The 25,213-nt window shown below is 41.4% G+C and carries 17 protein-coding genes and 2 rRNA genes (1 of these 19 running past the window's edge); 16 read left to right on the top strand and 3 right to left on the bottom strand.

The genetic code is table 11. The annotated features are described in order from the left end of the window. Nucleotides 1-77: 77 nt before the first annotated feature. Nucleotides 78-1,571: a PcsB-like coiled-coil domain-containing protein gene (locus DOK79_RS04705; protein ID WP_206853227.1), complete on the top strand. Its 1,494-nt coding sequence runs from the start codon at nucleotides 78-80 to the stop codon at nucleotides 1,569-1,571. 114 nt (nucleotides 1,572-1,685) lie between these two features. On the opposite strand, the gene DOK79_RS04700 is transcribed toward DOK79_RS04705, so the two are convergent. Then, the gene (locus DOK79_RS04700) at nucleotides 1,686-3,485 is read right to left on the bottom strand and encodes a M3 family oligoendopeptidase (RefSeq protein ID WP_206853229.1); all 1,800 of its coding nucleotides are present in this window, start codon (nucleotides 3,483-3,485) and stop codon (nucleotides 1,686-1,688) included. Between the two features lie 122 nt (nucleotides 3,486-3,607). Between DOK79_RS04700 and DOK79_RS04695 the strand changes: the two genes are divergently transcribed. After that, nucleotides 3,608-4,114, top strand: a complete 507-nt coding sequence (locus DOK79_RS04695) for a VanZ family protein (protein WP_206853232.1) — start codon at nucleotides 3,608-3,610, stop codon at nucleotides 4,112-4,114. Between the two features lie 53 nt (nucleotides 4,115-4,167). Here DOK79_RS04695 and DOK79_RS04690 read toward each other — a convergent pair whose 3' ends face one another. After that, nucleotides 4,168-5,568, bottom strand: a complete 1,401-nt coding sequence (locus tag DOK79_RS04690; RefSeq protein WP_206853235.1) for a L,D-transpeptidase family protein — start codon at nucleotides 5,566-5,568, stop codon at nucleotides 4,168-4,170. 280 nt (nucleotides 5,569-5,848) lie between these two features. Further along, nucleotides 5,849-6,823: an L-lactate dehydrogenase gene (locus DOK79_RS04685; protein WP_206853280.1), complete on the bottom strand. Its 975-nt coding sequence runs from the start codon at nucleotides 6,821-6,823 to the stop codon at nucleotides 5,849-5,851. A gap of 347 nt (nucleotides 6,824-7,170) precedes the next feature. On the opposite strand from DOK79_RS04685, the gene pth reads away from it, so the two are divergent. From pth to DOK79_RS04615, 14 genes are all read left to right on the top strand, one after another. Then, nucleotides 7,171-7,731, top strand: a complete 561-nt coding sequence (gene pth, locus DOK79_RS04680; RefSeq protein ID WP_206853238.1) for an aminoacyl-tRNA hydrolase — start codon at nucleotides 7,171-7,173, stop codon at nucleotides 7,729-7,731. A 17-nt stretch (nucleotides 7,732-7,748) separates the two neighbouring features. Beyond that, nucleotides 7,749-11,270, top strand: a complete 3,522-nt coding sequence (mfd, locus tag DOK79_RS04675; RefSeq protein ID WP_206853240.1) for a transcription-repair coupling factor — start codon at nucleotides 7,749-7,751, stop codon at nucleotides 11,268-11,270. 15 nt (nucleotides 11,271-11,285) lie between these two features. Then, a complete protein-coding gene (locus DOK79_RS04670; protein WP_206853242.1) occupies nucleotides 11,286-12,878 on the top strand; it encodes a putative polysaccharide biosynthesis protein in 1,593 nt (530 codons plus the stop codon). 16 nt (nucleotides 12,879-12,894) lie between these two features. After that, entirely contained in the window at nucleotides 12,895-13,170 is a 276-nt protein-coding gene (locus DOK79_RS04665; RefSeq protein WP_206853244.1) for an RNA-binding S4 domain-containing protein, read from the top strand. 63 nt (nucleotides 13,171-13,233) lie between these two features. Then, nucleotides 13,234-13,659, top strand: coding sequence for an FtsB family cell division protein (locus tag DOK79_RS04660; protein WP_206853249.1), 426 nt, complete (start codon nucleotides 13,234-13,236; stop codon nucleotides 13,657-13,659). A 45-nt stretch (nucleotides 13,660-13,704) separates the two neighbouring features. Next, nucleotides 13,705-14,175 carry a S1 domain-containing RNA-binding protein gene (locus tag DOK79_RS04655; protein ID WP_010734120.1) on the top strand — a complete coding sequence of 157 codons (471 nt, stop codon included), beginning with the start codon at nucleotides 13,705-13,707 and terminating at the stop codon, nucleotides 14,173-14,175. Between the two features lie 77 nt (nucleotides 14,176-14,252). Further along, the gene (gene tilS / locus DOK79_RS04650; RefSeq protein WP_206853262.1) at nucleotides 14,253-15,695 is read left to right on the top strand and encodes a tRNA lysidine(34) synthetase TilS; all 1,443 of its coding nucleotides are present in this window, start codon (nucleotides 14,253-14,255) and stop codon (nucleotides 15,693-15,695) included. Next, nucleotides 15,695-16,240, top strand: coding sequence for a hypoxanthine phosphoribosyltransferase (hpt, locus tag DOK79_RS04645; protein ID WP_010734122.1), 546 nt, complete (start codon nucleotides 15,695-15,697; stop codon nucleotides 16,238-16,240). Before tilS ends, hpt begins: the two co-directional genes overlap by 1 nt. Before the next feature lie 90 nt (nucleotides 16,241-16,330). Then, nucleotides 16,331-18,421: an ATP-dependent zinc metalloprotease FtsH gene (ftsH, locus tag DOK79_RS04640; RefSeq protein ID WP_206853267.1), complete on the top strand. Its 2,091-nt coding sequence runs from the start codon at nucleotides 16,331-16,333 to the stop codon at nucleotides 18,419-18,421. Nucleotides 18,422-18,577: 156 nt separating this feature from the next. Continuing rightward, nucleotides 18,578-19,465 (top strand): Hsp33 family molecular chaperone HslO, encoded by an 888-nt coding sequence (hslO, locus tag DOK79_RS04635; RefSeq protein WP_206853269.1) that lies wholly within the window; start codon nucleotides 18,578-18,580, stop codon nucleotides 19,463-19,465. Continuing rightward, nucleotides 19,466-20,464, top strand: a complete 999-nt coding sequence (gene dusB, locus DOK79_RS04630) for a tRNA dihydrouridine synthase DusB (protein WP_206853272.1) — start codon at nucleotides 19,466-19,468, stop codon at nucleotides 20,462-20,464. Nucleotides 20,465-20,579: 115 nt separating this feature from the next. Continuing rightward, on the top strand, nucleotides 20,580-22,076 hold the full coding sequence (lysS, locus tag DOK79_RS04625; RefSeq protein WP_206853274.1) for a lysine--tRNA ligase: 1,497 nt from the start codon (nucleotides 20,580-20,582) through the stop codon (nucleotides 22,074-22,076). Between the two features lie 871 nt (nucleotides 22,077-22,947). Beyond that, a 16S ribosomal RNA gene (locus DOK79_RS04620) occupies nucleotides 22,948-24,507 on the top strand. Between the two features lie 232 nt (nucleotides 24,508-24,739). Beyond that, nucleotides 24,740-25,213: ribosomal RNA gene (locus tag DOK79_RS04615) — 23S ribosomal RNA — on the top strand; it runs 2,441 nt beyond the window's last position. Together the 16S and 23S rRNA genes form the textbook arrangement of a ribosomal RNA operon.

Below are 25,213 nucleotides of genomic sequence, written 5' to 3'. Positions count from 1 at the left end.
TACAATTTTGTTATCGTTAAGAAAGACTTAAATATTTTTAGATATTTATTAAATTAAGCCAGTCGGAGGAATGAAGAGTGAAAAAGAGTTTAATATCAGCAGTAATGGTAAGTTCAATGGCCTTGACTGCCGTAGCATCACCGATCGCAGCCGCGGCGGAAGATTTTGATTCTCAAATACAACAACAAGATCAAAAAATTGCGGAATTACAAAACCAACAAGCAAGTGCCCAATCTCAAATCGAGGCATTAGAAGGTCAAGTCGCTGACATTAATACAAAAGCTGAAACTTTATTAGCTAATCAAGCAACATTACGTCAAGAGTCTTCTCAATTGACACAAGAAATTGCAGATCTACAAGAACGTATCGAAAAACGCGAAGCTACGATCCAAGAACAAGCACGTGAAACACAAGTGAGTGGAACAAGCTCTAACTACATCGATGCAGTATTGAACGCTGAGTCATTCTCAGATGCAATCGGACGCGTTCAAGCAATGTCATCAATCGTACGTGCTAACCAAGACTTAGTGAAACAACAAAAAGAAGACAAACAAGCAGTTGAAGATAAAAAAGCTGAAAATGAAGCGAAGCAACAAGAGTTAGCGGAAAACCAAGCTTTGTTAGAATCACAAAAAGGCGATTTACTATCAAAACAAGCTGATTTAAATGTATTAAAAACTACTTTAGCGGCTGAACAAGCAACAGCAGAAGATAAAAAAGAAGACTTGAACCGCCAAAAAGCTGAAGCTGAAGCAGAGCAAGCACGTATTCGTGAACAAGCTCGTTTAGCAGAGCAAGCGCGTCAACAAGCAGCACAAGAACAAGCTGAAAGAGAAGCACGTGAACAAGCTGAAGCTGCGGCAGCAGCTGCAACTGCAACAGCTCAATCACAAACAGCATCTTCAACAGAAGAATCAGCAGCGGCTACTGAAACTGAATCATCATCATCAGTATCTTCAGAGTCATCATCAAGTGCTGAATCTTCAACAGAATCATCATCAGTTCCTGAATCATCTACATCAACAGAAGATTCAACAACTGAAGATAGCAGTGTACCAGAATCTTCAACAGAAGAATCTAACACTACACCATCTGTTCCAGAAACATCAGAACCAGCAACACCTGCTGAACCGTCAACGCCGGCGCCATCAACACCAGCGCCTACGCCACAACCATCAACACCAGTACCATCAACTCCAGCTCCAACTACTCCATCTACTAATGGAGCAGCGATCGTAGCTGAAGCGATGAAATACATTGGAACTCCTTATGTATGGGGTGGAAAAGATCCAAGTGGATTTGACTGTTCTGGATTTACACGTTATGTGTTCCTACAAGTAACTGGCCGTGACATCGGTGGTTGGACTGTTCCTCAAGAATCAGCTGGAGCAAGAATCTCAGTTTCTCAAGCAAAAGCTGGAGACCTATTATTCTGGGGATCAGCTGGTAGCACTTACCACGTAGCAATTTCTTTAGGTGGCGGACAATACATCCACGCACCTCAACCTGGTGAAAGTGTTAAAATTGGCTCAGTTCAATGGTATGCACCTGACTTTGCTGTAAGTATGTAATTGATCAAGAACCAACTCAATCAAGAGTTGGTTCTTTTTTTTATAAAAAAGGATCGAACAAACAGCTATGAAAACTGTTTGTTCGATCCTTTGCAGCGTTTGTTATGAGACAGCTTAAATGAATTCTTCAGTCAAATCCATAAACTCTTGGATATCTTCTAAGACCATATCGATTCCTGCTTGCCAAAAATCAGGTTTAGTCAAGTCAACACCTAAGTGTTTTTGAGCCAAGTCTTCGGTTGTCATTGAAGCAGTGTCGCGTAATAAATCGATATACTCTTGTTCAAAACTTGCCCCTTTTTGGTTAGCATAAGCGTAGATACCTAAACTAAACAAGTAACCAAATGTATAAGGGAAATTGTAAAACGGTACATCGTCAATAAAGAAATGTAGTTTTGCTGCCCAGAAATAAGGATGATACGTAGCCAACGCATTGGCATAGCCTTCTTTTTGCGCTTCAAGCATCATATCAGTGATTTCTTGCTCTGCAACTAAGCCTTTTTGGCGTGCCGTGTAAAATTGATTTTCAAAAATAAAACGAGAATGGATATTCATAAACATTGCCAGAGCATTTTGTAGTTTTGTATCCAGTAGATTGATTTTTTCTTCTTTTGTTTTTGCTGCTTTCAGTGTCGCATCAGCAACGATCAATTCGGCAAAGGTACTTGCTGTTTCAGCAACGTTCATTGCATATTCACGATTCAATGATGGCAGGTCCCACATCGTACTACTATGGAAAGCGTGACCCAGTTCATGGGCTAATGTAGCGACTTCATTGATTGAATTGCTGTAAGTCATAAAGATTCTAGATTCTTGTGTTTCAGGCAATTCGGTACAGTAACCACCAGGGCGTTTGCCCGGACGATCTTCTGCTTCGATCCAACTTTTATCGAAAGCGGCTTGAGCAAATTCTGCCATTTTAGGACTGAATTTATTGAAATTATCGATGATAAATGCGGCTGCTTCATCAAAGGTAAAAGTTTTTTCTTCCATTTCGCCTAGAATGATTGGCGCATCTTGGTCTTGCCATTCCATTTTTTCTTTACCAAAAAGATTTGCTTTTCTTGTTAAGTAGTCAACAAGCGGCTGCTTATTTTTTTGGATCGTTTCCCACATGATCTCTAATGTTTCTTTTTTCAAACGGTTATATTCCAGTGGTTCTTGTAAGAAATCAGTTTTTCCATGTAGTTTGTAGGTAGATAGGCGGAACCCGTCTAAATGATTCAACGTATCGGTGAATAAAGGTGCTTTTTCTTGCCAAGCAGTTTCCCAAGCAGTAAATAATTGTTTACGTACTTCTGGGTCAGGATCGCTCATCATTTTGTTGAATGCTTGACCAGCGGATAATTCAACGATTTCACCGTTTTGTTCAAATGGGACAGTCACGCTTGCAACGATCGTATCGTAGTGACTACTCCAAGCATTCAAACCATCTAGTGATAATGTATTGATGATATGTTCTTCATTTTCTGATAATAAGCGTGCGCCATCACGACGGATTTCGTTCATACGAAAAGCAATCGAAGACAATGGGTCTTTTGCAACTAAGTTTGCCCATTCGTTGTCAGATATTTCTGCAAATTTACTCGATAAAATCGTATCTGCCGCTTGCCAACGAGGTAATAAAGCATAAAGTTTTCCAGACAGGATCTTGGCAGCTGAATCTTTAACATCAGCAGACAATAAAGCATTGATATAGCTGTTGCATTGACTAAAGCCATTTGTTACTTTTTCTTGAAGCGCTAAAATCGTCACAAGAGAATCGCTCTCTTCGGAAGAAAATGTCCACTGACTGATTTGTTCGTAATACGTTTCTATTTGTCGGTCTAGTTGTGCCAGACGTTCATTTAATTCGGTTGAAGCACTTCCTCCTGGAAAGATAGAATCCAAATCCCAGTTAAGCGAATAAGTCATCAAAAAACCCCTCTCATATTTATGGTACTGTCTCTAGTATAGCATTTAAGTAAAGGATAAGTCTTGGAGAAATTATTGTTGTTTTATGAAAAAAAAGCTATCATAGAATGGAGAGGTGTATTATGGAATTTTTAAGAAAACAGAGAAAAAATGGAAATTTCTATTTAGTGTTTGCTTTAGTGATCATTGCTATTTTATTCTATAGTTCTTCGCAAACCTACGGACAGCAATCACAACTGTCAAGAATCGATGCATGGTTTCCAAACCAACCATTTAAAGACGCATTATCAGGTATACAGTTTACGTATGGAGAGAGTGTGATCAGTATCGAACACTCAGGATACAGTAAATTCATTGAGTTCTTTATAAGAAAAGGTGCCCATTTTGGTACGTATCTTCTATTGGGTGGCAGCTTATATCTAGGCGTCTATCCTAAGATGAAGATTTGGTGGTTGACGGGAGTCCTTGCGTGGTTGTCTGCGACAGGTTATGCGGGATTAGATGAGTTTCATCAAATGTTAACGGGAGATCGTTCACCGATGTTCCAAGATGTCATGCTTGATTCAATGGGTGCGTTGACTGCTGTCGTTTTATGTATCCTATTTACTTTTATCAAGAAGAGAAAATAAAAAAAGAGCAGAGTTGCGTTTCATGCAACTCTGCTCTTTGCTATTGACCACGATTAAAAGATCAATACAGGTGTACCTTTTTCGACCATTCCGAACAATTCTTTCATGACTCCCGGCGGTGTGTTGACACAACCGTGAGAACCACGTGTTTTCCATAGGTCACCACCATATTCAGGTTGCCAATCGGAATCATGGATACCAATACCGGTCCAATCAACTGGCATCCAGTAGCTTACTGGACTTTCGTATGGTGTACCGTCATCATTTGTTCCTCTTAACACGGCATTTTCTTCTTTATTCCAAACATAGAAGACACCTGGAGGAGTAGGAGTAGAAGGTTTTCCTGAAACAATGGCTGTTTCAAGAGCGACTTTGCCATCTTTGTAGAACCACATATGCTGATTCTCTAAATCGACTTCGATATACGTATCTTCGATCAATTGATGATCGGCAGTTGTACTACCTTGAACGATCGGTGAGCGTGTAAAATCTTGTCCTGCTAAAATCGCTTCTGTTAAAGCTGATACTTCACTATCTGTTTGGATCGTCCAGCTGAATGTACCAGCAGGAACAGTTACTTCACCACGTTTTGTACTCTTGAATTTCGTATCATTTGTACTTGTATTATATTTTTCGCCCAAGTCACTTACATATTGACGAACTTTTTCTTGATCAAGGGCGGGTTTCCCGTCTTCATAAGTCAACCATTCGACAATAAGTGAAGAAGGGATCGTGACTGTTTCACCATTGATACTGTATGTTCCCTTTACTTTAGCAATGTTGTTCATTGTTGTTAACTGTTCAGTCAATTTCTTATCTGAAGATGTCACTGCCGGTTCTTTTTGGAAATCAGTAAGATCGATGGTATCTTTTCCAGTGTTCACGGCAGTCGTCAATTCTTTAGTGACGGCTTCGACATCAACCGCATCACCTTTCACTTCAGGTTTGATTTTAAATGAGTCACCAGATTTTTCGATCGTTGCATCGGCAGTAGGCGTACGGTCTTTATTCAATTCAGTCAATTCTGTAGATAATGTTTCGATCGTTTGTTCCAATTGATCGCTTTCGGTACTGATCGGATCGATTTCTTGATTTTCGGACGCAGAAACATAATTCATCCCCCAAGTCCAAGCATTTTGCGTTTTCAAGATCGAAGCGAGTTCAGTCGAAAAATCTTTTTTGTAGCCTAGATCTGATTTGGCAATTTCTTTCCAAACAGTTCCATTTTCTTTGATGGAAATGGTTTTGTTTGAATAAGCATCTCTGAGCTTGTCATTTGCTTGAGTGATGGTCAAATTACTTACATTGATCGAATTGACTTCCGTTTTAGGAAGGAAACGATTCGTGTAATATGTACTACGATAGGTGTAAAAGCCGATTAATACTAGAATCACACCGAGAACAGAAAGCAAACCAATACGCATTGATTTTTTTCGATGAGAAGATCTTGTCATATCTGCAACTCCTTAATAATAATAGTTATAGGGTGTAACGACTCTATCATAGCATAATTTACAGTAAAAGACGAAATGATGTCCCTCTTTATACAAAAATTAACATACTGCACGGAAAAATAACGTTAGTTAGACGTGATTTTGCTATGGAAAATCGTATAAAAAAAACAGGAGATCCTAGAAAATGGAAGGTCAATTTTCAGGATCTCCTGCGAAGGTCAGTTGTTAAAACGTCGTTTATTCGGTTTTACGAGTCAACGGACGTTCAAATTATTTTGGATTATTCTGCGTCTAATGCAGCAAAAGCTTCATCTAAGATGTCTTTTAATTGTTTTGCTGACGCAGCCATACGATCTTGTTCACTATCGCTTAATGGAATTTCGATAACTTTTTGGATACCTTGACGGTTGATAACTGCTGGTGCGCCGATATAGATATCGTTTAGACCGTATTCGCCATTCATGTAAACAGATAATGGAAGAACGGCATTTTCATCATCTAAGATTGCGCGAGTGATACGTGCTAATGCAACAGCGATACCGTAGAATGTTGCGCCTTTTTTCTCGATGATCGTATACGCAGCATCACGTACACCAAAGAATAAGTTAACCATTGCTTCTTCATCAACGTCTGGATTATTTTTAACCCATTCATAGATTTGTAGACCAGCAACGTTGGCATGTGACCATACTGGGAATTCAGAATCACCATGTTCACCTAAAATATACGCATGGACGTTACGTGCATCCACATCAACTAATTCAGCAAGTGCTTGACGGAAACGAGCAGAGTCAAGTGAAGTTCCTGAACCGATTACGCGCTCTTTAGGGAAACCTGAGAATTTCCAAGTAGAGTAAGTTAAAATATCAACTGGGTTAGCAGCGACTAAGAAGATACCGTTAAAACCTGAGTCAACGATCTGTGTAACAACTTCGCGGTTGATTTTTAAGTTTTTATTTACTAGATCTAAACGTGTTTCACCTGGTTTTTGTGGTGCACCAGCTGTAATAACGACTAAATCTGCATCATGTGCATCTGCATAAGATGCAGAATAGATTTTTTTAGGTGAAGTAAATGCTAAAGCATGTGATAAGTCAATGGCATCTCCTTCAGTTTTTGCAGTATTTATATCAATGATCCCTACTTCTTGAGCGATGTTTTGTGTCACTAAAGCGAAAGCATAGCTAGAACCTACAGCACCGTCTCCGACAAGAATAACTTTTTGATGATCTTTTTTTTCTGTATTTGCAACCATTTGTATCAATCCTTCCATTGATTTGTTTTTCCCATGCCTATGCTAACATGTATAAAGCTCTCTGTCACGCTATTTGGTTATAAAATATAACAGATAACAAGGTTGTATCATATGTAAAAGCTTACATGTGCGTTATTTCACTATTCAGCAAAACCAATGATTTCATTAGTTTTGGATTATAAATTTAATCGTTTTTTCATTTATTAAGTTTCTCTTTTTAGCTGTAACAAAGGATTGTGTGTTATACTAATAAGAGCTAGAATAATAAAAAAAATCGAGTCAAAGACTGGACCGCCTACGAGCAGTCCAGCCTTTTGTGCTGTTTATAAGATTGGATGAGCGTAAAAATGAAAATGATCGTAGGGCTTGGAAACCCGGGCACAAAATATGAACAAACCAAACATAATGTGGGATTTATGGTGGTGGATCGTTTGGCTGAAAAACACCAAGCGACCTTTAAGAAAAACACATTTGAAGCAGAAGTAGCTGAATTTTTCCATGACGGAGAAAAAATCTTATTAGTTAAACCGCAAACGTTTATGAATGAATCAGGCCGATCAGTCGGTCCGTTGATGACTTACTTTGGGATCTACCCAGAAGAACTGATGGTCGTCTATGATGATTTAGACTTAGCAATCGGTAAAATTCGCTTGCGACAAAAAGGAAGTGCAGGAGGCCACAATGGGATCAAGAGTATCATCTCTCATTTGAATAGTACCGTCTTTGACCGAATAAAAGTCGGCATTGGCAGACCTGAAGGCAAAAAGACAGTGATCCAACATGTTCTTAGTCCTTTCAGTAAAGAAACGCAGCCGCTGATCGAGCAAAGTATTGATCAATCGGTTGCTGCTGTTGAATTTCTATTGGACGGCCATTCCTTTATTGATACGATGAACAAATTTAATTAAGAAAGGAGAATGAACAGATGGATATGATCCAACTGATTGGCAAAGATTCACAAGTGGCTGAATGGTCCATGAATCTTGAACAACGAATGTCCAGACAGCTGATCACCGGTTTAGCTGGGTCGGCTAAAACACTGTTGTTTGCACATGCGTTTAAAAAATTGAACAAAAATTTGATTATCCTGATGCCTAATTTATATTATGTCAACCAATTGGCTGAGGATCTACAACATGTCTTGCCGGCAGAAAGCATCCACCAATTTCCAGTAGATGAAGTTTTGTCCGCAGAAATGGCCTTTTCTTCTCCAGAAGCTCGAGCGGAACGTGTGGCGACATTGAATCGCTTGCAACAAAACGAGCCAGGGATCTATCTTCTCCCAGTGGCAGCGTTACACAAACGTCTTCCTGATAAAGAAACATGGAAAAATGCTCAATTACATTGGCAAATTGGCAAAGAGATCGCTGTAGAATCGTTACCACAACAACTCGTTTTGATGGGGTATGAGCGAACAGAGATGGTCGCAAAACCTGGAGAATTTAGTATGCGTGGAAGTATCATCGATATTTATCCGTTGACCTTTGAATACCCAGTTCGTGTGGAACTGTTTGATGTCGAAATTGATTCCATGAGATACTTCGAAGCAGATACGCAACGATCGATTGAAAAGATCGAAGAAGTTTGGTTGCCGCCAACGAGCGAGCAAGTGTATTCGCAAGAAAATCTACTTGATGGCATCAAAAAAATCGAGAACCTCTTAGAAAAGAAACTAGCAACGACCTCAGAACCTACTGAACGACAATTTTTACATGATTATTTCGGACAGTTGCTATCAGAATGGCAAAGAAATATCCCAACAGATGAAGCGAAGTTCTATGCGGATCTTTTATATTCGGAACAGTTGTCGATTTTGGATTATTTTCCACAAGACAGCTTGCTGATCGTGGACGATTACCAACGGATCATGGAAACAAATCGCGAGATGGAAAGAGAAGCAGCGGAATGGCACACGCAAAAGCTCAGCGAATTACGTGTCTTTTCTGAACAACAATTTGTGGCAGATGTGCATGGGATCATCCAAAAAGAAAAATTTGCGACTACTTTCTTCTCTCTATTCCAAAAAGGGATGGGCAATCTAAGGTTCCAAGCACTTTATCAGTTCCAATACCGCACGATGCAACAATTCTTTGGACAGATGCCGTTGCTGAAAACGGAAATGGATCGTTGGCGCAAACAAGAGCAAACGGTAGTTATTTTCATTCCGACCAAAGAGCGTATCCGCAAAGCAGAGCAAATGTTGCGCGATGAAGACATATTGGTCGTAGAAACAGAAGCGGATCAACTGATCAAAGGACAAGTCCAGTTAGTTGAAGGCGCATTGATGACAGGTTTTGAGCTACCACAAGAAAAAATCGTCACGATCACTGAGAAAGAAATCTTCCAAAAGACGACGAAAAAACAGACACGCCGGCAAACAGTGACGAATGCAGAACGCCTAAAAAGCTATAATGAGCTAAAAGCTGGAGACTATGTCGTCCATGCAAATCATGGGATTGGGAAATATATCGGCATGGAAACACTAGAAGTCGATGGGGTCCACCAAGACTATATGACGATCATTTACCAAAACGATGATAAGCTCTTCATCCCTGTCACTCAGCTGAATTTGATCCAAAAATATGTGGCATCGGAATCCAAAACACCACGAATCAATAAACTGGGTGGTAGTGAATGGACGAAAACGAAACGAAAGATCTCCTCAAAAATCGAGGATATTGCGGATGATTTGATTCAGCTGTATGCGGTCAGAGAAGCAGAGAAAGGCTACGCATATGGCCCTGATGACTCTTATCAAAAAGAATTTGAGAATGCTTTTCCATATTCGGAAACAGACGATCAATTACGAAGCGCAGCAGAAATCAAACGAGATATGGAAAAAGAAAAACCAATGGACCGCTTGTTAGTGGGGGATGTTGGTTACGGGAAAACCGAAGTAGCGTTACGGGCGGCTTTTAAAGCAGTCAAAGAAAGCAAACAAGTAGCCTTTCTTGTACCAACAACGATCTTGGCACAGCAACATTATGAAACGATGCTAGAACGTTTTGAAGGATTCCCTGTCAATGTTGGGTTGTTAAGTCGTTTCCGAACGAAGAAACAACAAAAAGAAACGATCGAACAATTACGTACTGGACAACTAGACATTGTTGTCGGTACACACCGTGTGTTGTCAAAAGACATTGAATTCAGTGATCTCGGTCTACTGATCGTTGATGAAGAACAACGTTTTGGCGTAAAACATAAAGAACGTTTGAAACAGTTACGTGCACAAGTGGATGTCCTGACTTTGACAGCGACACCGATTCCACGAACACTTCATATGTCGATGCTTGGTGTTCGCGATCTGTCGGTCATCGAAACACCACCGGCGAATCGCTACCCGATCCAAACTTACGTGATGGAGAAAAATCCCGGGGCGATTCGTGAAGCGATCCAACGGGAAATGGGACGAGGGGGACAAGTTTTCTACCTATATAATCGTGTCGAAACGATCGAGCGTAAAGTAGAAGAAATCCAAGCATTAGTTCCAGAAGCAAGAATCGCGTATGCCCATGGGCAGATGACGGAAGTCCAACTGGAAAATACCTTATTCGACTTCATTGAAGGACAATATGATGTATTAGTGACGACGACGATCATCGAAACTGGGGTGGATATTCCAAATGCAAATACACTCTTTGTCGAAAATGCCGATTATATGGGGCTGTCGACACTGTATCAATTACGAGGACGTGTCGGGCGAAGCAATCGTGTCGCTTATGCTTATTTTATGTATGAGCAGCAAAAAATCCTGAATGAAGTCAGCGAAAAGCGTCTACAAGCCATCAAAGACTTTACGGAATTAGGTTCAGGCTTTAAAATTGCGATGCGGGATTTATCGATCCGTGGCGCAGGAAACTTGTTAGGTGCGCAACAACATGGCTTTATCGACGCGGTTGGTTTCGATATGTATTCTCAAATGTTGAGCGAAGCAGTTGCTCGAAAACAAGGGAAAAACCAACAAACGGAAAAAACCTCTGTTGAGATCGATCTTGGTGTGGATGCCTATCTACCAGAAAGTTATGTTTCAGATCAACGACAAAAAATCGAAATCTATAAACGGATTCGCGAGCTGGATTCACAAGAGATGTTGGATGAGCTAGAAGAAGATCTACTCGATCGTTTTGGTGAATATCCGGAAGAAGTTGCGCATTTGTTGACGATCGGTCAGATCAAGATGGATGGGGATCGTGCCTTACTAGAGATGATCCGTAAGCAACAACAAACGATCGTGTTCAAGTTGAGTAAAGTCGGGACTAAACGCTATACGGTTGAACAATTATTTGAAGCGTTGACTGCCACAAAACTAAAAGCAGGACTTGGCGTGGAGAAAGAACAAATGATGATTCGTTTGACTTTACCACCACAAACAACGACAGCTGTTTGGTTGCAGGAAATCCAACAGTTCGTCAAGGCGTTACGCGAACAGAAATATGCGACTGCATAGGAAGGGGCTGGACCTTTGGATCATAAAGAAATGCGTCAAGTGATGCATGGTGCTTTTGTGTTGACGCTTGCTTCCTTTATAGCAAAAGTCCTCAGCGCACTGTATCGGATTCCATTGCAAAACTTAGTGGGGGATGAAGGGTTTTATGTCTATCAACAAGTCTATCCCATTTATGGTATTGCGATGACATTAGCATTGTCAGGCTTGCCTCAGTTCATCTCTAAATATGTAGCAGAAAAAAAAGACCCTTTCGAACAAAAACAAGCATTGAAAAATCTTTATCCTCTTGTCTTTTGGTCAGGCTTTTTACTCTGGCTCTTCGTCTTTTCGTTTAGCCATTGGATCGCCATCATGATGGGCGACCAACAATTGATGCCATTGATTCGGATCGTTTCGTTCACATTCCTATTGATGCCAGGGCTGTCGTATTACCGTGGGAATTTCCAAGGTCGGTTTTTAATGGAACCAACGGCAGTCTCGCAAGTCGTTGAACAACTGGTTCGTGTAGCAATCATCGTTTTTAGTGCGATCGCCTTTAAACGATTCGGTTGGACAGTCTATCAAACAGGGACAGCAGCGATGAGTGGCGCAGTTTTTGGTGGTGTATGTGCGTATGGTATATTGTATTATTATGAGCAAAAAATCCATGGTGGTGCATTGAGCTTTGGGCATTTTCCAATTTTCAAAAAGCCAGCAAAACCACTTATTCGACGCTTCCTGATTGAAGGAGGATTAGTATCCATTTATAGTGGTTTATTGATCTTCTTCCAATTGATTGATTCTTTTTTTGTTAAGAATGCTTTACAAATCTATGGTTTATCCGAACAAGCATCTAAAATAGCTAAAGGAGTATATGATCGTGGGCAACCATTAGTTCAATTAGGACTAGTCATTGCTACAGCTTTAAGTGCCACGTTCTTACCTGCACTGACACGGTATCTAACGAGTACAGTCAAAAGTCAATTCTACTCGACTGCAAAAATTTACTTGCGTTTGACAACGGCGCTAGCATTAGCAGCTTCCGTTGGTTTAGCGGTACTACTACCTTATATCAATTACGCGTTGTTTAAAGATTATGCTGGAAATACAACACTAGTGCTGTTTGTTTTTTCGATTGGCTTGACTGCGATCATCCAATCGTATCAAAGCATTGCTCAAAGTAAAAACTCTTTCCGACCCTCACTAAAGGGGGCGGGCTGGGGCTTGCTGGCTAAGGCGTTAGCAACACCGCTTCTTACGAGTTACTTAGGAACAGTCGGTGCCAGTTTATCCACACTGCTTGGACTGGCAGTGACTTTATGGTATTTTGTCCATACAGAAACCACAGCGATCAATAGTTTTTGGCGGGAGCGAAAATTTGGTAAAAAATTGCTCCAATGTCTAGGCTGTATGGTTCTAGCGTTGTTTTTGTATTATGGCTTCTTAAACTTATTAATTGGGCCAGTCAGCCATCGCTCGACCGCTCTTTTTGCCAGCCTAGGTGGCGTGGGGATCGGCGTCGTCACATTTGTGTATGCGGTGATCTGGACAAAATTATTTACGATCCGCGAATGGTTATTACTACCATTTGGTAAGAAAATCTTACGTTTAAAAAAAATAAAAAAATAAAAAGTGAGGACATGAGATGCGACTAGATAAATTTTTAAAAATCTCGCGAATCATTAAGCGTCGATCTGTCGCTAAGGAAGTGGCAGATAAAGGAAGAATCAAAATCAATGGGAAATTAGCGAAATCTTCCAGTGATGTCAAGGTCGGTGACCAGTTAGACATCCAATTCGGCAACAAAACAATGGAAATCAAAGTAGCAGAGTTACATGAGTCAACCAAAAAAGAAGACGCACAAAAAATGTATGAAGTCTTATCAGAAACACGAGTACAAAACTCAAGCGAAATTGATTAGACAAGCATTCATGATGTTGGTATAATAAAGAATGACAAGCAAAAAAGATTGGAGCGAATACAGGTGGCAAACAAAAGCAATAAAATCGCTGCATTAGACACAGAGTATGCAAAGAAAAAATATGTCGAATTCCAACAGCAACAACGCCAATTGATTTTTCGTAGACGCAGGTTAGCAGCCATCTTTTTAGGTGCTTTGGTCATTTTCGCTGTAATAGGTTTCCAAATTTTCAATGATATGCAACGAATGAATCATTTGAACGAATTAAAAGTCGAGGCGGATACAGAGTTACGACAAATCAACAAAGATGTGGATCAACTCACAGAAGACGTCAAATTGCTTAAAGACGAAGATTACGTAGCGAAACTTGCTAGAAGCAAATATTTCTATTCAAAAGAGGGAGAGCAAGTTTATCCGATCCTTGAATCTACGACTGATAATTCAGCAGATAACGATGAACAAACAACGAGTTCAACAACTGCCCAATAAGCAGTAATATAAAAAAGGGAAATAATTAGGAGGAACATTTTTTTTATGTCAATCGAGGTAGGAGCAAAACTGCAAGGAAAAGTTTCAGGAATCACAAATTTTGGCGCATTTATTGATTTAGGAGCTGGTAAAACAGGATTAGTTCATATCAGTGAAGTATCAAACGGTTATATCAAAGATATTCATGATGTATTGAGCGTTGGTGATGAGGTAACAGTCAAAGTCATTACAGTCAATGATGATGGGAAAATCGGTTTATCTATCCGTAAAGCACAAGAACAACCAGTAGAAACTAATGATGAAAATCGTCAAAAGAGATATCCACAAAAAGAAACTCGAGATAATCGAGGACGCGCACCGCAGAAAAAATCTTTTTCTCGCAGCCAACCTTCCAATACAAAAGAAGACTTCGATTCATTGATGAGCTCATTTTTAAAAGATAGCGATGATCGATTGACTTCCTTAAAACGCAACACAGAAGGAAAACGCGGAGGCCGTGGCGGTCGCCGTAGCTAAGCAAGCGAAATTGAAGGGCAGGCAATTGTCACAGACTTTTGTCCGCCCTTTTTATTTTGTGAAAGGATGTGAGACCAATGGAAATCGAAGTAGCAAAAAAAGTACGTCAATTCAAGCAAGCATTTATGCAAAAAGGATTACGTAGCGAATATTGGTCTAAAGATGCACGAATTTTAGTTGCTGTTTCCGGTGGTGTCGATTCCATGGTACTTCTTGATTGCTTGTTGGCAGTCCAAAAGGAAGTGGGTTTTCATTTAGGGGTTGTCCATATCGATCATCAGTTGCGGACTGTCTCAAAGCAAGAAGCAGCATTTCTTGAAACCTTTTGTCGAGAAAAAAATCTTTCTTTTCACCTGAAAGTATGGGGACAACCAGCTGAACAAGGCATCGAAACAGCAGCTAGAGCCTTTCGATATCAAACATTTGAACAACTGATGCGACAAGAAAGTTACGATACATTGATGACGGCACACCACGGAGATGATCAAATGGAGACGGTCTTGATGAAAATCATCCGCGGCGGGCAGCTTGGTACGTATGCAGGAATCAAGGAAAGTCAATCGTTTTCCGATGGACGACTCATCCGACCCTTACTTTCATTTAGTAAAGAACAATTGTATGCGTATGCGGAAGCGGAAGATCTACCTTTTTTCGAGGACCACACAAACCAAGAATTAAACGTGCAACGCAATCGTCTTCGTCATTTAGTCGTCCCGCAATTGAAAAAAGAAAATACACAGGCCATGGCTCATTTCCAGAAATTTTCGCAACAGATCCAATGGGCAGAACAGTTTATCCGTAAAAGTACGCAGCAGATAATTACGCAACACTTGACGCATGAAGAGGATGGCTTTTCTATGCCTTGGCAGGTGATCGAAGGTCTGGCATCATTTGAACGTTATTTCTTTTTTTACACATTTTTTGATTATGTGTTTCCAACGACGAAAGTAACGATCAAAGAAAAACAGATCGATACGTTATTGCGACAATGCGAACGATCCGCAGGACAATGGCAGTTCGATCTGGGAAAACGCTGGGTGATTGAACGATCTTATGAAGTATTTCGTCTTTATGAAAAAAAGGTTGCACAACCAAATGTCAGCGATCACACGCCGCTGAAAATCACCCCAAATCACCCCATTCAATTAGGGGAATCAGAATGGTTAGGGGTCTATACGCCAGATCAACTTCCAGACATAAGTTTGGATGAAACAGTTGAAGTGTTCACACATGATCTCTGGTTACCAGCAGATCAAGAACTCTGGATCGATCGCCGACAACCAGGAGATCGGATCCAATTGACGGAGACATTGAACAAGAAAGTATCAAGATATTTTATTGATAAAAAAATATCTGTTGCTCAGCGAGCGGATTCATGGGTTATTATAGATAAAGGGAGAAATCTATGGAGTCTAGTCCCTTTTGTCCATTCTTATTTGAGTATTGGTGTAGAAACTGATAAAATACACTACATACTTCTTTACAAATATCAAAAAGAAGCAATTGGAAGGAGAACCTGATGTTAGAAAAAGATATCGAGAGAGTATTGATCACGCAAGAGGAGATACAAGTTCGTTGTAAAGAACTAGGAAAAGAATTAACTGAAAATTATCAAGATAAAAATCCATTGGTTGTTGGTGTATTGAAAGGTGCTGTACCGTTTATGGCGGATATCATCCGTTCAATCGATGCCTACCTGGAATTGGATTTTATGGATGTTTCAAGTTACGGGAACGCAACTGTTTCATCAGGTGAAGTAAAAATCGTGAAAGACTTGGATACGAATGTGGAAGGCCGCGATCTATTGATCGTCGAAGATATCATCGATAGCGGAAGAACACTGGCTTATTTAGTCGATCTATTTAAATATCGTAAAGCAAACTCAGTCAAAATCGTGACGCTCCTTGACAAACCTGAAGGAAGAGTCGTAGATATTGAAGCGGATTATATTGGGTTCAACGTACCGAATGAGTTTGTTGTAGGTTACGGATTGGATTATGCAGAAGCTTATCGAAACCTTCCATATATCGGTGTACTAAAACCGAGCGTTTATCAATCAAATTAATCATCTATCTCCAATAAATTATGGTACAATAGTATGGTCAGGATTGATAAAAGTTTTATCAAGTAAAAATAACGCATAGGGAGGACAACTATGAACAAAAAAAACAATGGCATGATGAAAAATGCCTTGTATTATGTCCTCGTAATCTTAGCGATGGTAATGGTCGTCTACTTTATTTTTGGTAACAATGGCCAACGGTCGTCAGATATCGAGTACTCAAAATTCACTGAACAATTACAAGAAGGCAAAATCAAAAACTTTGAGGTGCAACCAGCAAATGGTGTGTACAAAATCTCAGGGGAATACAAAGAGCAGCAGACAGTTGCAAATAGTGGAGGGCTATCGATCCTAGGTACTACCGAAACATCGACTACTCACTTCACAACGATCATTTTGCCAAATGATACAACATTGAGCCAAGTCACAGAGTTGGCTAAAGACAACAATGTCGCAACTACGATCAAAGAAGAATCAAGCAGCGGCGTATGGGTATCACTCCTATTGAGCTTCTTACCGATCGTCATCATCGTCTTCTTCTTCTATATGATGATGGGACAACAAGGTGGCGGCGGAGGCGGCGGTGGCCGTGTCATGAACTTTGGAAAATCCAAAGCGAAAGAAGCTGACAAAAAAGCCAATCGAGTTCGCTTCTCTGATGTAGCAGGCGCTGAAGAAGAGAAACAAGAACTTGTCGAAGTCGTTGAATTCCTAAAAGATCCAAGACGCTTCATTGAATTAGGCGCGCGTATCCCAGCCGGAGTTCTTTTAGAAGGACCTCCAGGAACAGGTAAAACATTGTTAGCAAAAGCTGTTGCCGGTGAAGCTGGCGTACCATTCTACTCAATCTCAGGTTCAGACTTTGTTGAGATGTTTGTCGGGGTCGGTGCAAGCCGAGTTCGTGACTTATTCGAAACTGCGAAAAAGAATGCCCCAGCTATCATCTTTATTGATGAGATCGATGCTGTCGGACGTCAACGTGGCGCTGGTATGGGTGGCGGACACGATGAACGTGAACAAACATTGAACCAATTGCTGGTTGAAATGGATGGATTTGACGGAAACGAAGGCGTGATCGTGATCGCGGCGACAAACCGTTCCGACGTATTAGATCCAGCCTTGCTTCGTCCAGGACGTTTTGACCGTCAGATTTTAGTAGGTCGTCCAGACGTGAAAGGTCGTGAAGCGATTCTACGCGTTCACGCAAGAAACAAACCAATTGCTGACGATGTTGATTTGAAAGTCGTTGCACAACAAACACCAGGTTTTGCTGGTGCTGATTTAGAAAACGTCTTGAACGAAGCGGCATTAGTAGCTGCTCGTCGAAACAAGAAAAAAATCGATGCTTCTGATATCGATGAAGCAGAAGATCGCGTAATTGCAGGTCCTGCGAAGAAAGATCGTGTCATCAGCAAACGCGAACGCGAAATGGTTGCTTACCATGAAGCAGGTCATACGATTGTTGGGCTTGTCTTGAGTCGTGCCCGTGTCGTTCATAAAGTAACGATCATCCCACGTGGACGTGCCGGCGGATACATGATCGCCTTGCCAAAAGAAGATCAATTCTTAATGACCAAAGAAGACATGTTTGAACAAATCGTTGGGTTACTAGGTGGACGTACGGCAGAAGAAATCATCTTCAACGTACAATCTACTGGAGCATCAAATGACTTTGAGCAAGCAACTGCATTAGCAAGAAGCATGGTCACAGAATACGGTATGAGTGATCGTTTAGGACCTGTTCAATACGAAGGAAATCACCAAGTATTCGTAGGTCGTGATTACGGTCAAACAAAAGCATACTCAGAACAAGTTGCTTTTGAGATCGACCAAGAAGTCCGCAAGATCTTGATGGAAGCACATCAAAAAGCGCATGAGATCATCGAAGCGCATCGTGCACAACACAAATTGATCGCAGAAAAACTGCTTGAATTTGAAACATTGGATGCTAAAGCAATCAAATCTCTCTTTGAAAAAGGTGTCATGCCTGAAGGAGCAGAATCAGCAGACTTCCCAAGTGAAAAAGAAGCACAAACGTTTGAAGAAGCGAAACGTGCCTTGGAAGAAAAAGATGCAGAAAAACAAGCAGAAGAAAAACATGATTTTGAAGAATCTGAAAAAGAATTGAATGACGAAAATCAATCAACTTCAACAGACGAACAAAATCATCCAGAAAATCGCTAGTACTAACGAAAGGAGCTATGACGAAAGTTATAGCTCCTTTTTTGTGTCTAAAACAAATGATTAAGAAATATTTTACAAATTCATAAGTTGAAAAATTTGGGAGTTACTAGTATGATTCACTATGAGTTTTAAAATCGGGAAATGAGGTACATACAAATGGAAGATTATTTAGTCAAGGCATTAGCCAGTGATGGTTTTGTTCGCGCATATGCCGTTCGTGCAACCAATACTGTCGCAGAGGCACAAAAACGTCATGATACTTGGCATACATCATCAGCAGCATTAGGTCGTGCATTAGTCGGCAGTCTGCTTCTAGGAGCTACCGTTAAAGGAGAAGATAAGTTGACTGTACGTATCCAAGGAGACGGCCCAGCGAATGGGATCGTCGTTGATGCGAACGGTAAAGGTGATGTGAAAGGCTATATCAACAATCCGCACCTTAGTTTACCGCTAAACGCAGAAGGTAAAATTGATGTACGTGGGGCAGTAGGAACACAAGGGATGTTCAGTGTAACGAAAGATTTAGGATTGAAAGAACCTTTCTCAGGTCAAACACCGATTGTTTCTGGCGAACTAGCCGAAGATTTTACGTACTATCTAGCAATCTCAGAACAAATCCCATCAGCGGTAGGATTGAGTGTATTGGTCAATACAGATGATAGTATCAAAACAGCCGGCGGATTTATGATCCAGATCATGCCAGGGGCAGATGAAGAAACGATTGCGAAAATTGAAGAACAATTAAAAACAACACCGCGTATTTCTACACTTTTAGATGAAGGGTTGACACCTGAAGAAATCTTGCAAGGGTTGTTAGGAACAGACGAGCTGCAAGTACTAGAAAAAATGCCTGTCCAATTCAAATGTGATTGTTCCAAAGAAAAATTTGGTGAAGCAATCATTGCATTAGGTGCAACAGAAATCCAAGCAATGATCGATGAAGATCATGGCGCAGAAGCAGTTTGCTCATTTTGCAATAAGAAATATACCTACACAGAAGAAGAACTAGCATCATTGAAGGCAGAAGCCTTGGGAGGAATCTAAGTGGATCACACATGGAAAATCGGTAATGTTGAAATCCCAAATCGTGTCGTTGTCGCTCCTATGGCAGGAATTACGAACGCTGCTTTTCGTGTAACCGTCAAAGAGTTTGGGGCAGGTATGGTGGTTTGTGAGATGATCAGTGATCAAGGCATCCATTTCCGTAACAAAAAAACATTGGAAATGCTCCATATCGACGAGACAGAACATCCATTAAGCCTACAAATATTTGGTGGGAATAAAGACACATTGGTAGAAGCAGCACAGTTTGTTGAGAAGCATACTACAGCAGACATCATTGATATCAACATGGGATGTCCAGTCAATAAAATCATTAAAGCAGAAGCAGGTGCGAAGTGGTTATTGGACCCTGATAAAGTCTACGAAATGGTTCATGCAGTTGCTTCAGCCGTTGATATACCAGTCACTGTGAAAATGCGTATTGGCTGGGATGAGGAACATGTCTTCGCTGTTGAGAACGCACTAGCTGCTCAAGCTGCCGGTGCCGGTGCAGTAGCCATGCACGGTCGTACTCGCGTACAAATGTATGAGGGGAAAGCCAATTGGGAAGTATTGAAGGAAGTCAAAAAGCAATTAACGATCCCGTTTATGGGAAATGGCGATGTGAAAACGCCAGAGGATGCAAAACGCATGTTGGAATATGTGGGTGCCGATGGTGTAATGATCGGACGAGCTGCGTTAGGGAACCCGTGGATGATTCACCGCACACAACATTACCTGGAAACTGGAGAACTGATTCCTGAACCAACAGCACGCGAAAAAATCGCTACTGCAAAACTACATCTAGAACGCTTAGTTGATTTAAAAGGAGAAACCATCGCTTGTCGTGAATTTCGCACACATGCTTCTTACTATCTAAAAGGTGTCTCACGTGCAGCAAAAATCAAATTAGCGATCAACAAGACAGAAAAACAGCATGAAATCAATGGACTGCTGGATCAATTAGTTGAAAAAAGCGAAAAATTATCGCTTCAATCATAGGAAGCCATTCTAAGTTTTTTGTGAAATTCAAGCCGAAACGTCAAGTTCGGCTTGCTTTTTTTTCGTTTCATTGGCATTATAAGGAAGAGAATAAGATGAGAATGGAGGAACTTTTGTGACTGAGGAACAACAAAATCAATTAGAAGATTTAAACGATCAAATGATTGTTCGTCGTGAAAAAATGGAGCAATTGAGAGAGAATGGGATCGATCCATTTGGTAAGCGATTTGAACGTACGCATAACTCACAAGAATTGCACGAACTATTTGATCCACGTACAAAAGAAGAATTAACGGAAATGGCATTGACAGCTAGCGTTGCTGGTCGTATGATGACACGCCGTGGAAAAGGAAAAGCTGGCTTTGCTCATCTCCAAGACAGAGAAGGCCAAATCCAAATCTACGTCCGTAAAGACCGAGTGGGTGACGAAGCTTATGAAGTATTCAAGCACGCCGACTTAGGAGATTTCTTCGGTGTAACTGGTGAGATCATGAAAACTGATACAGGTGAGGTATCGATCAAAGCCTCTGAAATCGTCATCTTATCAAAAGCACTTCGTCCATTACCAGATAAATATCATGGCTTGACGAACATTGAACAACGATACAGACAACGTTACCTAGACTTAGTAAGTAACAGAGAAAGCTTTGACCGCTTCATGAAACGCAGTCAAATCATCAGCGAGATCCGTCGTTATCTAGACGGTAATGGCTATATCGAAGTCGAAACACCAGTCTTACACAATGAAGCTGGTGGCGCAGCAGCACGTCCGTTCATCACGCATCATAATGCGTTAGACATGGATCTATATCTGCGTATCGCATTAGAACTTCATTTGAAACGTCTGATCGTGGGTGGCATGGAGAAAGTTTATGAAATCGGCCGCGTCTTCCGTAATGAAGGAATCGACACGACACACAACCCTGAATTTACGATGCTTGAAGCATATACTGCCTACACTGATTTCCAAGATGTGATGAACTTGACAGAAGGAATCATTCGTAATGCAGCTGAAAAAGTACTAGGAACAGCTAAAATCACTTACGCAGGTCAAGCAGTTGACTTAGAGAGTGATTTCAAACGTGTGCATATGGTCGATGCGATCAAAGAACACACTGGTGTCGATTTCTGGAAAGAAATGACATTAGAAGAAGCACTAGCAATTGCAAAAGAACATCAAGTTGAAGTGACGGAAGCAATGGGTGTCGGTCACGTCATCAATGAATTCTTTGAAGCATTTGTGGAAGAGACATTAGTGCAACCTACGTTTGTCTATGGACATCCAGTAGAAGTTTCTCCGTTAGCGAAGAAAAATCCAGAAGACCCACGCTTTACAGATCGTTTCGAATTATTCATCACAGGAAAAGAATTTGCGAATGCCTTTACTGAGTTGAATGATCCAATCGACCAAAGAGAACGTTTTGAAGCACAAGAAAAAGAACGTGAGCTTGGAAATGATGAAGCACATGGATTAGATGAAGACTTCTTAGAAGCATTAGAATACGGTATGCCACCAACCGGCGGACTAGGTATCGGAATCGACCGTCTAGTAATGCTGTTGACGGATGCGCAATCGATCCGTGACGTATTGCTATTCCCAACTATGCGTTAATCTGTAATTAGCTAGGGAAGATCAAATGAAAGAAAACAAACCGGCGCTATTTAGAAATGATTTTATTTCTGGATAGCACCGGTTTATTTTTTTAAGGCTAAAGAAAGTAGATTTTTCGATGCGGAAGTTGCCGTAAATAGAATGAAAAATATTGTTTCGTATTGAACGTATGATGACTTTAAAATAAAGAAAACGTCATCATTGAAAAATGGAATCCATTTGCAATAATCAAACAGAATTACAATGCCGAATGATTGAAGAGGATTGAGGTTTGTATCATCTATTAAACGCTGTAAAAGCGAACGATATTCAGTGTATGCAAACTCAATAATCGTATAACGAAAAAACTTGGAAAAACACAAAAAAATTCGTTGACCAATAAGATTTTAGTTGGTATATTATTATTTGTTCAAAAGTTAAGTTGATTAACTTCTGAATGATCATAAAAAAAGTTCTTGACGTGTGGTTCAACACATGATAAGATAACCGAGTCGCTTGTGAACGGCAATAGCTAAACGTTGATTTCATAAAGAAAAAAACAAAAAAAGTTGTTGACAAATAACAAACGATGAGTTATGATAAGTGAGTTGCTGAAACGATCTCGTGAAAAACGAGTTCAAAAAACTTTTAAAAAATAGTTGACAATCAATTGAGAGTTTGCTAAGATATAAAAGTTGCTACGGCAATCACAAACGATAAACGAAGCAGTCGTGTTTCATTTATCACGTAGACCTTTGAAAACTGAACAAAGTAAGACAAACCAAATGTGTAGGGCGTCTTGATTCAATTCAAGACAACAAACATTTTTAACAAGCAAGCAATATGCTAGCAAACAAATTGAGCTTAACAATCGAAAGATTGTTCTAACTTTTATTATGAGAGTTTGATCCTGGCTCAGGACGAACGCTGGCGGCGTGCCTAATACATGCAAGTCGAACGCTTCTTTTTCCACCGGAGCTTGCTCCATCGGAAAAAGAGGAGTGGCGAACGGGTGAGTAACACGTGGGTAACCTGCCCATCAGAAGGGGATAACACTTGGAAACAGGTGCTAATACCGTATAACAATCGAAACCGCATGGTTTCGGTTTGAAAGGCGCTTTACGGTGCCGCTGATGGATGGACCCGCGGTGCATTAGCTAGTTGGTGAGGTAACGGCTCACCAAGGCCACGATGCATAGCCGACCTGAGAGGGTGATCGGCCACATTGGGACTGAGACACGGCCCAAACTCCTACGGGAGGCAGCAGTAGGGAATCTTCGGCAATGGACGAAAGTCTGACCGAGCAACGCCGCGTGAGTGAAGAAGGTTTTCGGATCGTAAAACTCTGTTGTTAGAGAAGAACAAGGGTGAGAGTAACTGTTCACCCCTTGACGGTATCTAACCAGAAAGCCACGGCTAACTACGTGCCAGCAGCCGCGGTAATACGTAGGTGGCAAGCGTTGTCCGGATTTATTGGGCGTAAAGCGAGCGCAGGCGGTTTCTTAAGTCTGATGTGAAAGCCCCCGGCTCAACCGGGGAGGGTCATTGGAAACTGGGAGACTTGAGTGCAGAAGAGGAGAGTGGAATTCCATGTGTAGCGGTGAAATGCGTAGATATATGGAGGAACACCAGTGGCGAAGGCGGCTCTCTGGTCTGTAACTGACGCTGAGGCTCGAAAGCGTGGGGAGCAAACAGGATTAGATACCCTGGTAGTCCACGCCGTAAACGATGAGTGCTAAGTGTTGGAGGGTTTCCGCCCTTCAGTGCTGCAGCTAACGCATTAAGCACTCCGCCTGGGGAGTACGACCGCAAGGTTGAAACTCAAAGGAATTGACGGGGGCCCGCACAAGCGGTGGAGCATGTGGTTTAATTCGAAGCAACGCGAAGAACCTTACCAGGTCTTGACATCCTTTGACCACTCTAGAGATAGAGCTTCCCCTTCGGGGGCAAAGTGACAGGTGGTGCATGGTTGTCGTCAGCTCGTGTCGTGAGATGTTGGGTTAAGTCCCGCAACGAGCGCAACCCTTATTGTTAGTTGCCATCATTTAGTTGGGCACTCTAGCAAGACTGCCGGTGACAAACCGGAGGAAGGTGGGGATGACGTCAAATCATCATGCCCCTTATGACCTGGGCTACACACGTGCTACAATGGGAAGTACAACGAGTCGCGAAGTCGCGAGGCTAAGCTAATCTCTTAAAGCTTCTCTCAGTTCGGATTGTAGGCTGCAACTCGCCTACATGAAGCCGGAATCGCTAGTAATCGCGGATCAGCACGCCGCGGTGAATACGTTCCCGGGCCTTGTACACACCGCCCGTCACACCACGAGAGTTTGTAACACCCGAAGTCGGTGAGGTAACCTTTTGGAGCCAGCCGCCTAAGGTGGGATAGATGATTGGGGTGAAGTCGTAACAAGGTAGCCGTATCGGAAGGTGCGGCTGGATCACCTCCTTTCTAAGGAATATTACGGAGACTACACACGTTTGTCGATACTTTGTTCAGTTTTGAGAGGTCTACTCTCAAAATTTTTGTTCATTGAAAACTGGATATTGAAGTAAAAAATGTAAGTAATACAAACCGAGAACACCGCGTTGAATGAGTTTTTTAATAAGTTCAATTGCTTATTTTTCTTGATTGGACTTCTATCGCTAGAAGAAAGATCAAAACCCAACCGCAAGGTTGATAAGGTTAAGTGAATAAGGGCGCACGGTGGATGCCTTGGCACTAGGAGCCGATGAAGGACGGGACTAACACCGATATGCTTTGGGGAGCTGTACGTAAGCTATGATCCAGAGATTTCCGAATGGGGGAACCCAGCATCTTTTATAGGATGTTACGTATACGTGAATACATAGCGTATACGAGGTAGACGCAGAGAACTGAAACATCTAAGTACCTGCAGGAAGAGAAAGAAAATTCGATTCCCTGAGTAGCGGCGAGCGAAACGGGAAAAGCCCAAACCAATGAGCTTGCTCATTGGGGTTGTAGGACTCCGATCTGGTAGTTCTTTCAGATAGTCGAATGACTTGGAAAAGTCAGTCAAAGAGGGTGAAAGCCCCGTAGACGAAATTTGGAAGGCACCTAGGAGGATCCTGAGTACGGCGGAACACGAGGAATTCCGTCGGAATCCGGGAGGACCATCTCCCAAGGCTAAATACTC

Origin of the sequence: Enterococcus sp. DIV1094, assembly GCF_017316305.2 — a bacterium.
Taxonomy (GTDB): domain Bacteria; phylum Bacillota; class Bacilli; order Lactobacillales; family Enterococcaceae; genus Enterococcus_B; species Enterococcus_B mangumiae.
This window is presented reverse-complemented; position numbering and strand designations above follow the sequence as displayed.

Coding starts and splice junctions, on each gene's coding strand:
- DOK79_RS04700 (WP_206853229.1), bottom strand. CDS start 3,485: ATGACTTATTCGCTTAACTGGGATTTGGATTCTATCTTTCCAGGAGGA.
- DOK79_RS04695 (WP_206853232.1), top strand. CDS start 3,608: ATGGAATTTTTAAGAAAACAGAGAAAAAATGGAAATTTCTATTTAGTG.
- DOK79_RS04690 (WP_206853235.1), bottom strand. CDS start 5,568: ATGACAAGATCTTCTCATCGAAAAAAATCAATGCGTATTGGTTTGCTT.
- DOK79_RS04685 (WP_206853280.1), bottom strand. CDS start 6,823: ATGGTTGCAAATACAGAAAAAAAAGATCATCAAAAAGTTATTCTTGTC.
- pth (WP_206853238.1), top strand. CDS start 7,171: ATGAAAATGATCGTAGGGCTTGGAAACCCGGGCACAAAATATGAACAA.
- mfd (WP_206853240.1), top strand. CDS start 7,749: ATGGATATGATCCAACTGATTGGCAAAGATTCACAAGTGGCTGAATGG.
- DOK79_RS04665 (WP_206853244.1), top strand. CDS start 12,895: ATGCGACTAGATAAATTTTTAAAAATCTCGCGAATCATTAAGCGTCGA.
- DOK79_RS04655 (WP_010734120.1), top strand. CDS start 13,705: ATGTCAATCGAGGTAGGAGCAAAACTGCAAGGAAAAGTTTCAGGAATC.
- tilS (WP_206853262.1), top strand. CDS start 14,253: ATGGAAATCGAAGTAGCAAAAAAAGTACGTCAATTCAAGCAAGCATTT.
- hpt (WP_010734122.1), top strand. CDS start 15,695: ATGTTAGAAAAAGATATCGAGAGAGTATTGATCACGCAAGAGGAGATA.
- ftsH (WP_206853267.1), top strand. CDS start 16,331: ATGAACAAAAAAAACAATGGCATGATGAAAAATGCCTTGTATTATGTC.
- hslO (WP_206853269.1), top strand. CDS start 18,578: ATGGAAGATTATTTAGTCAAGGCATTAGCCAGTGATGGTTTTGTTCGC.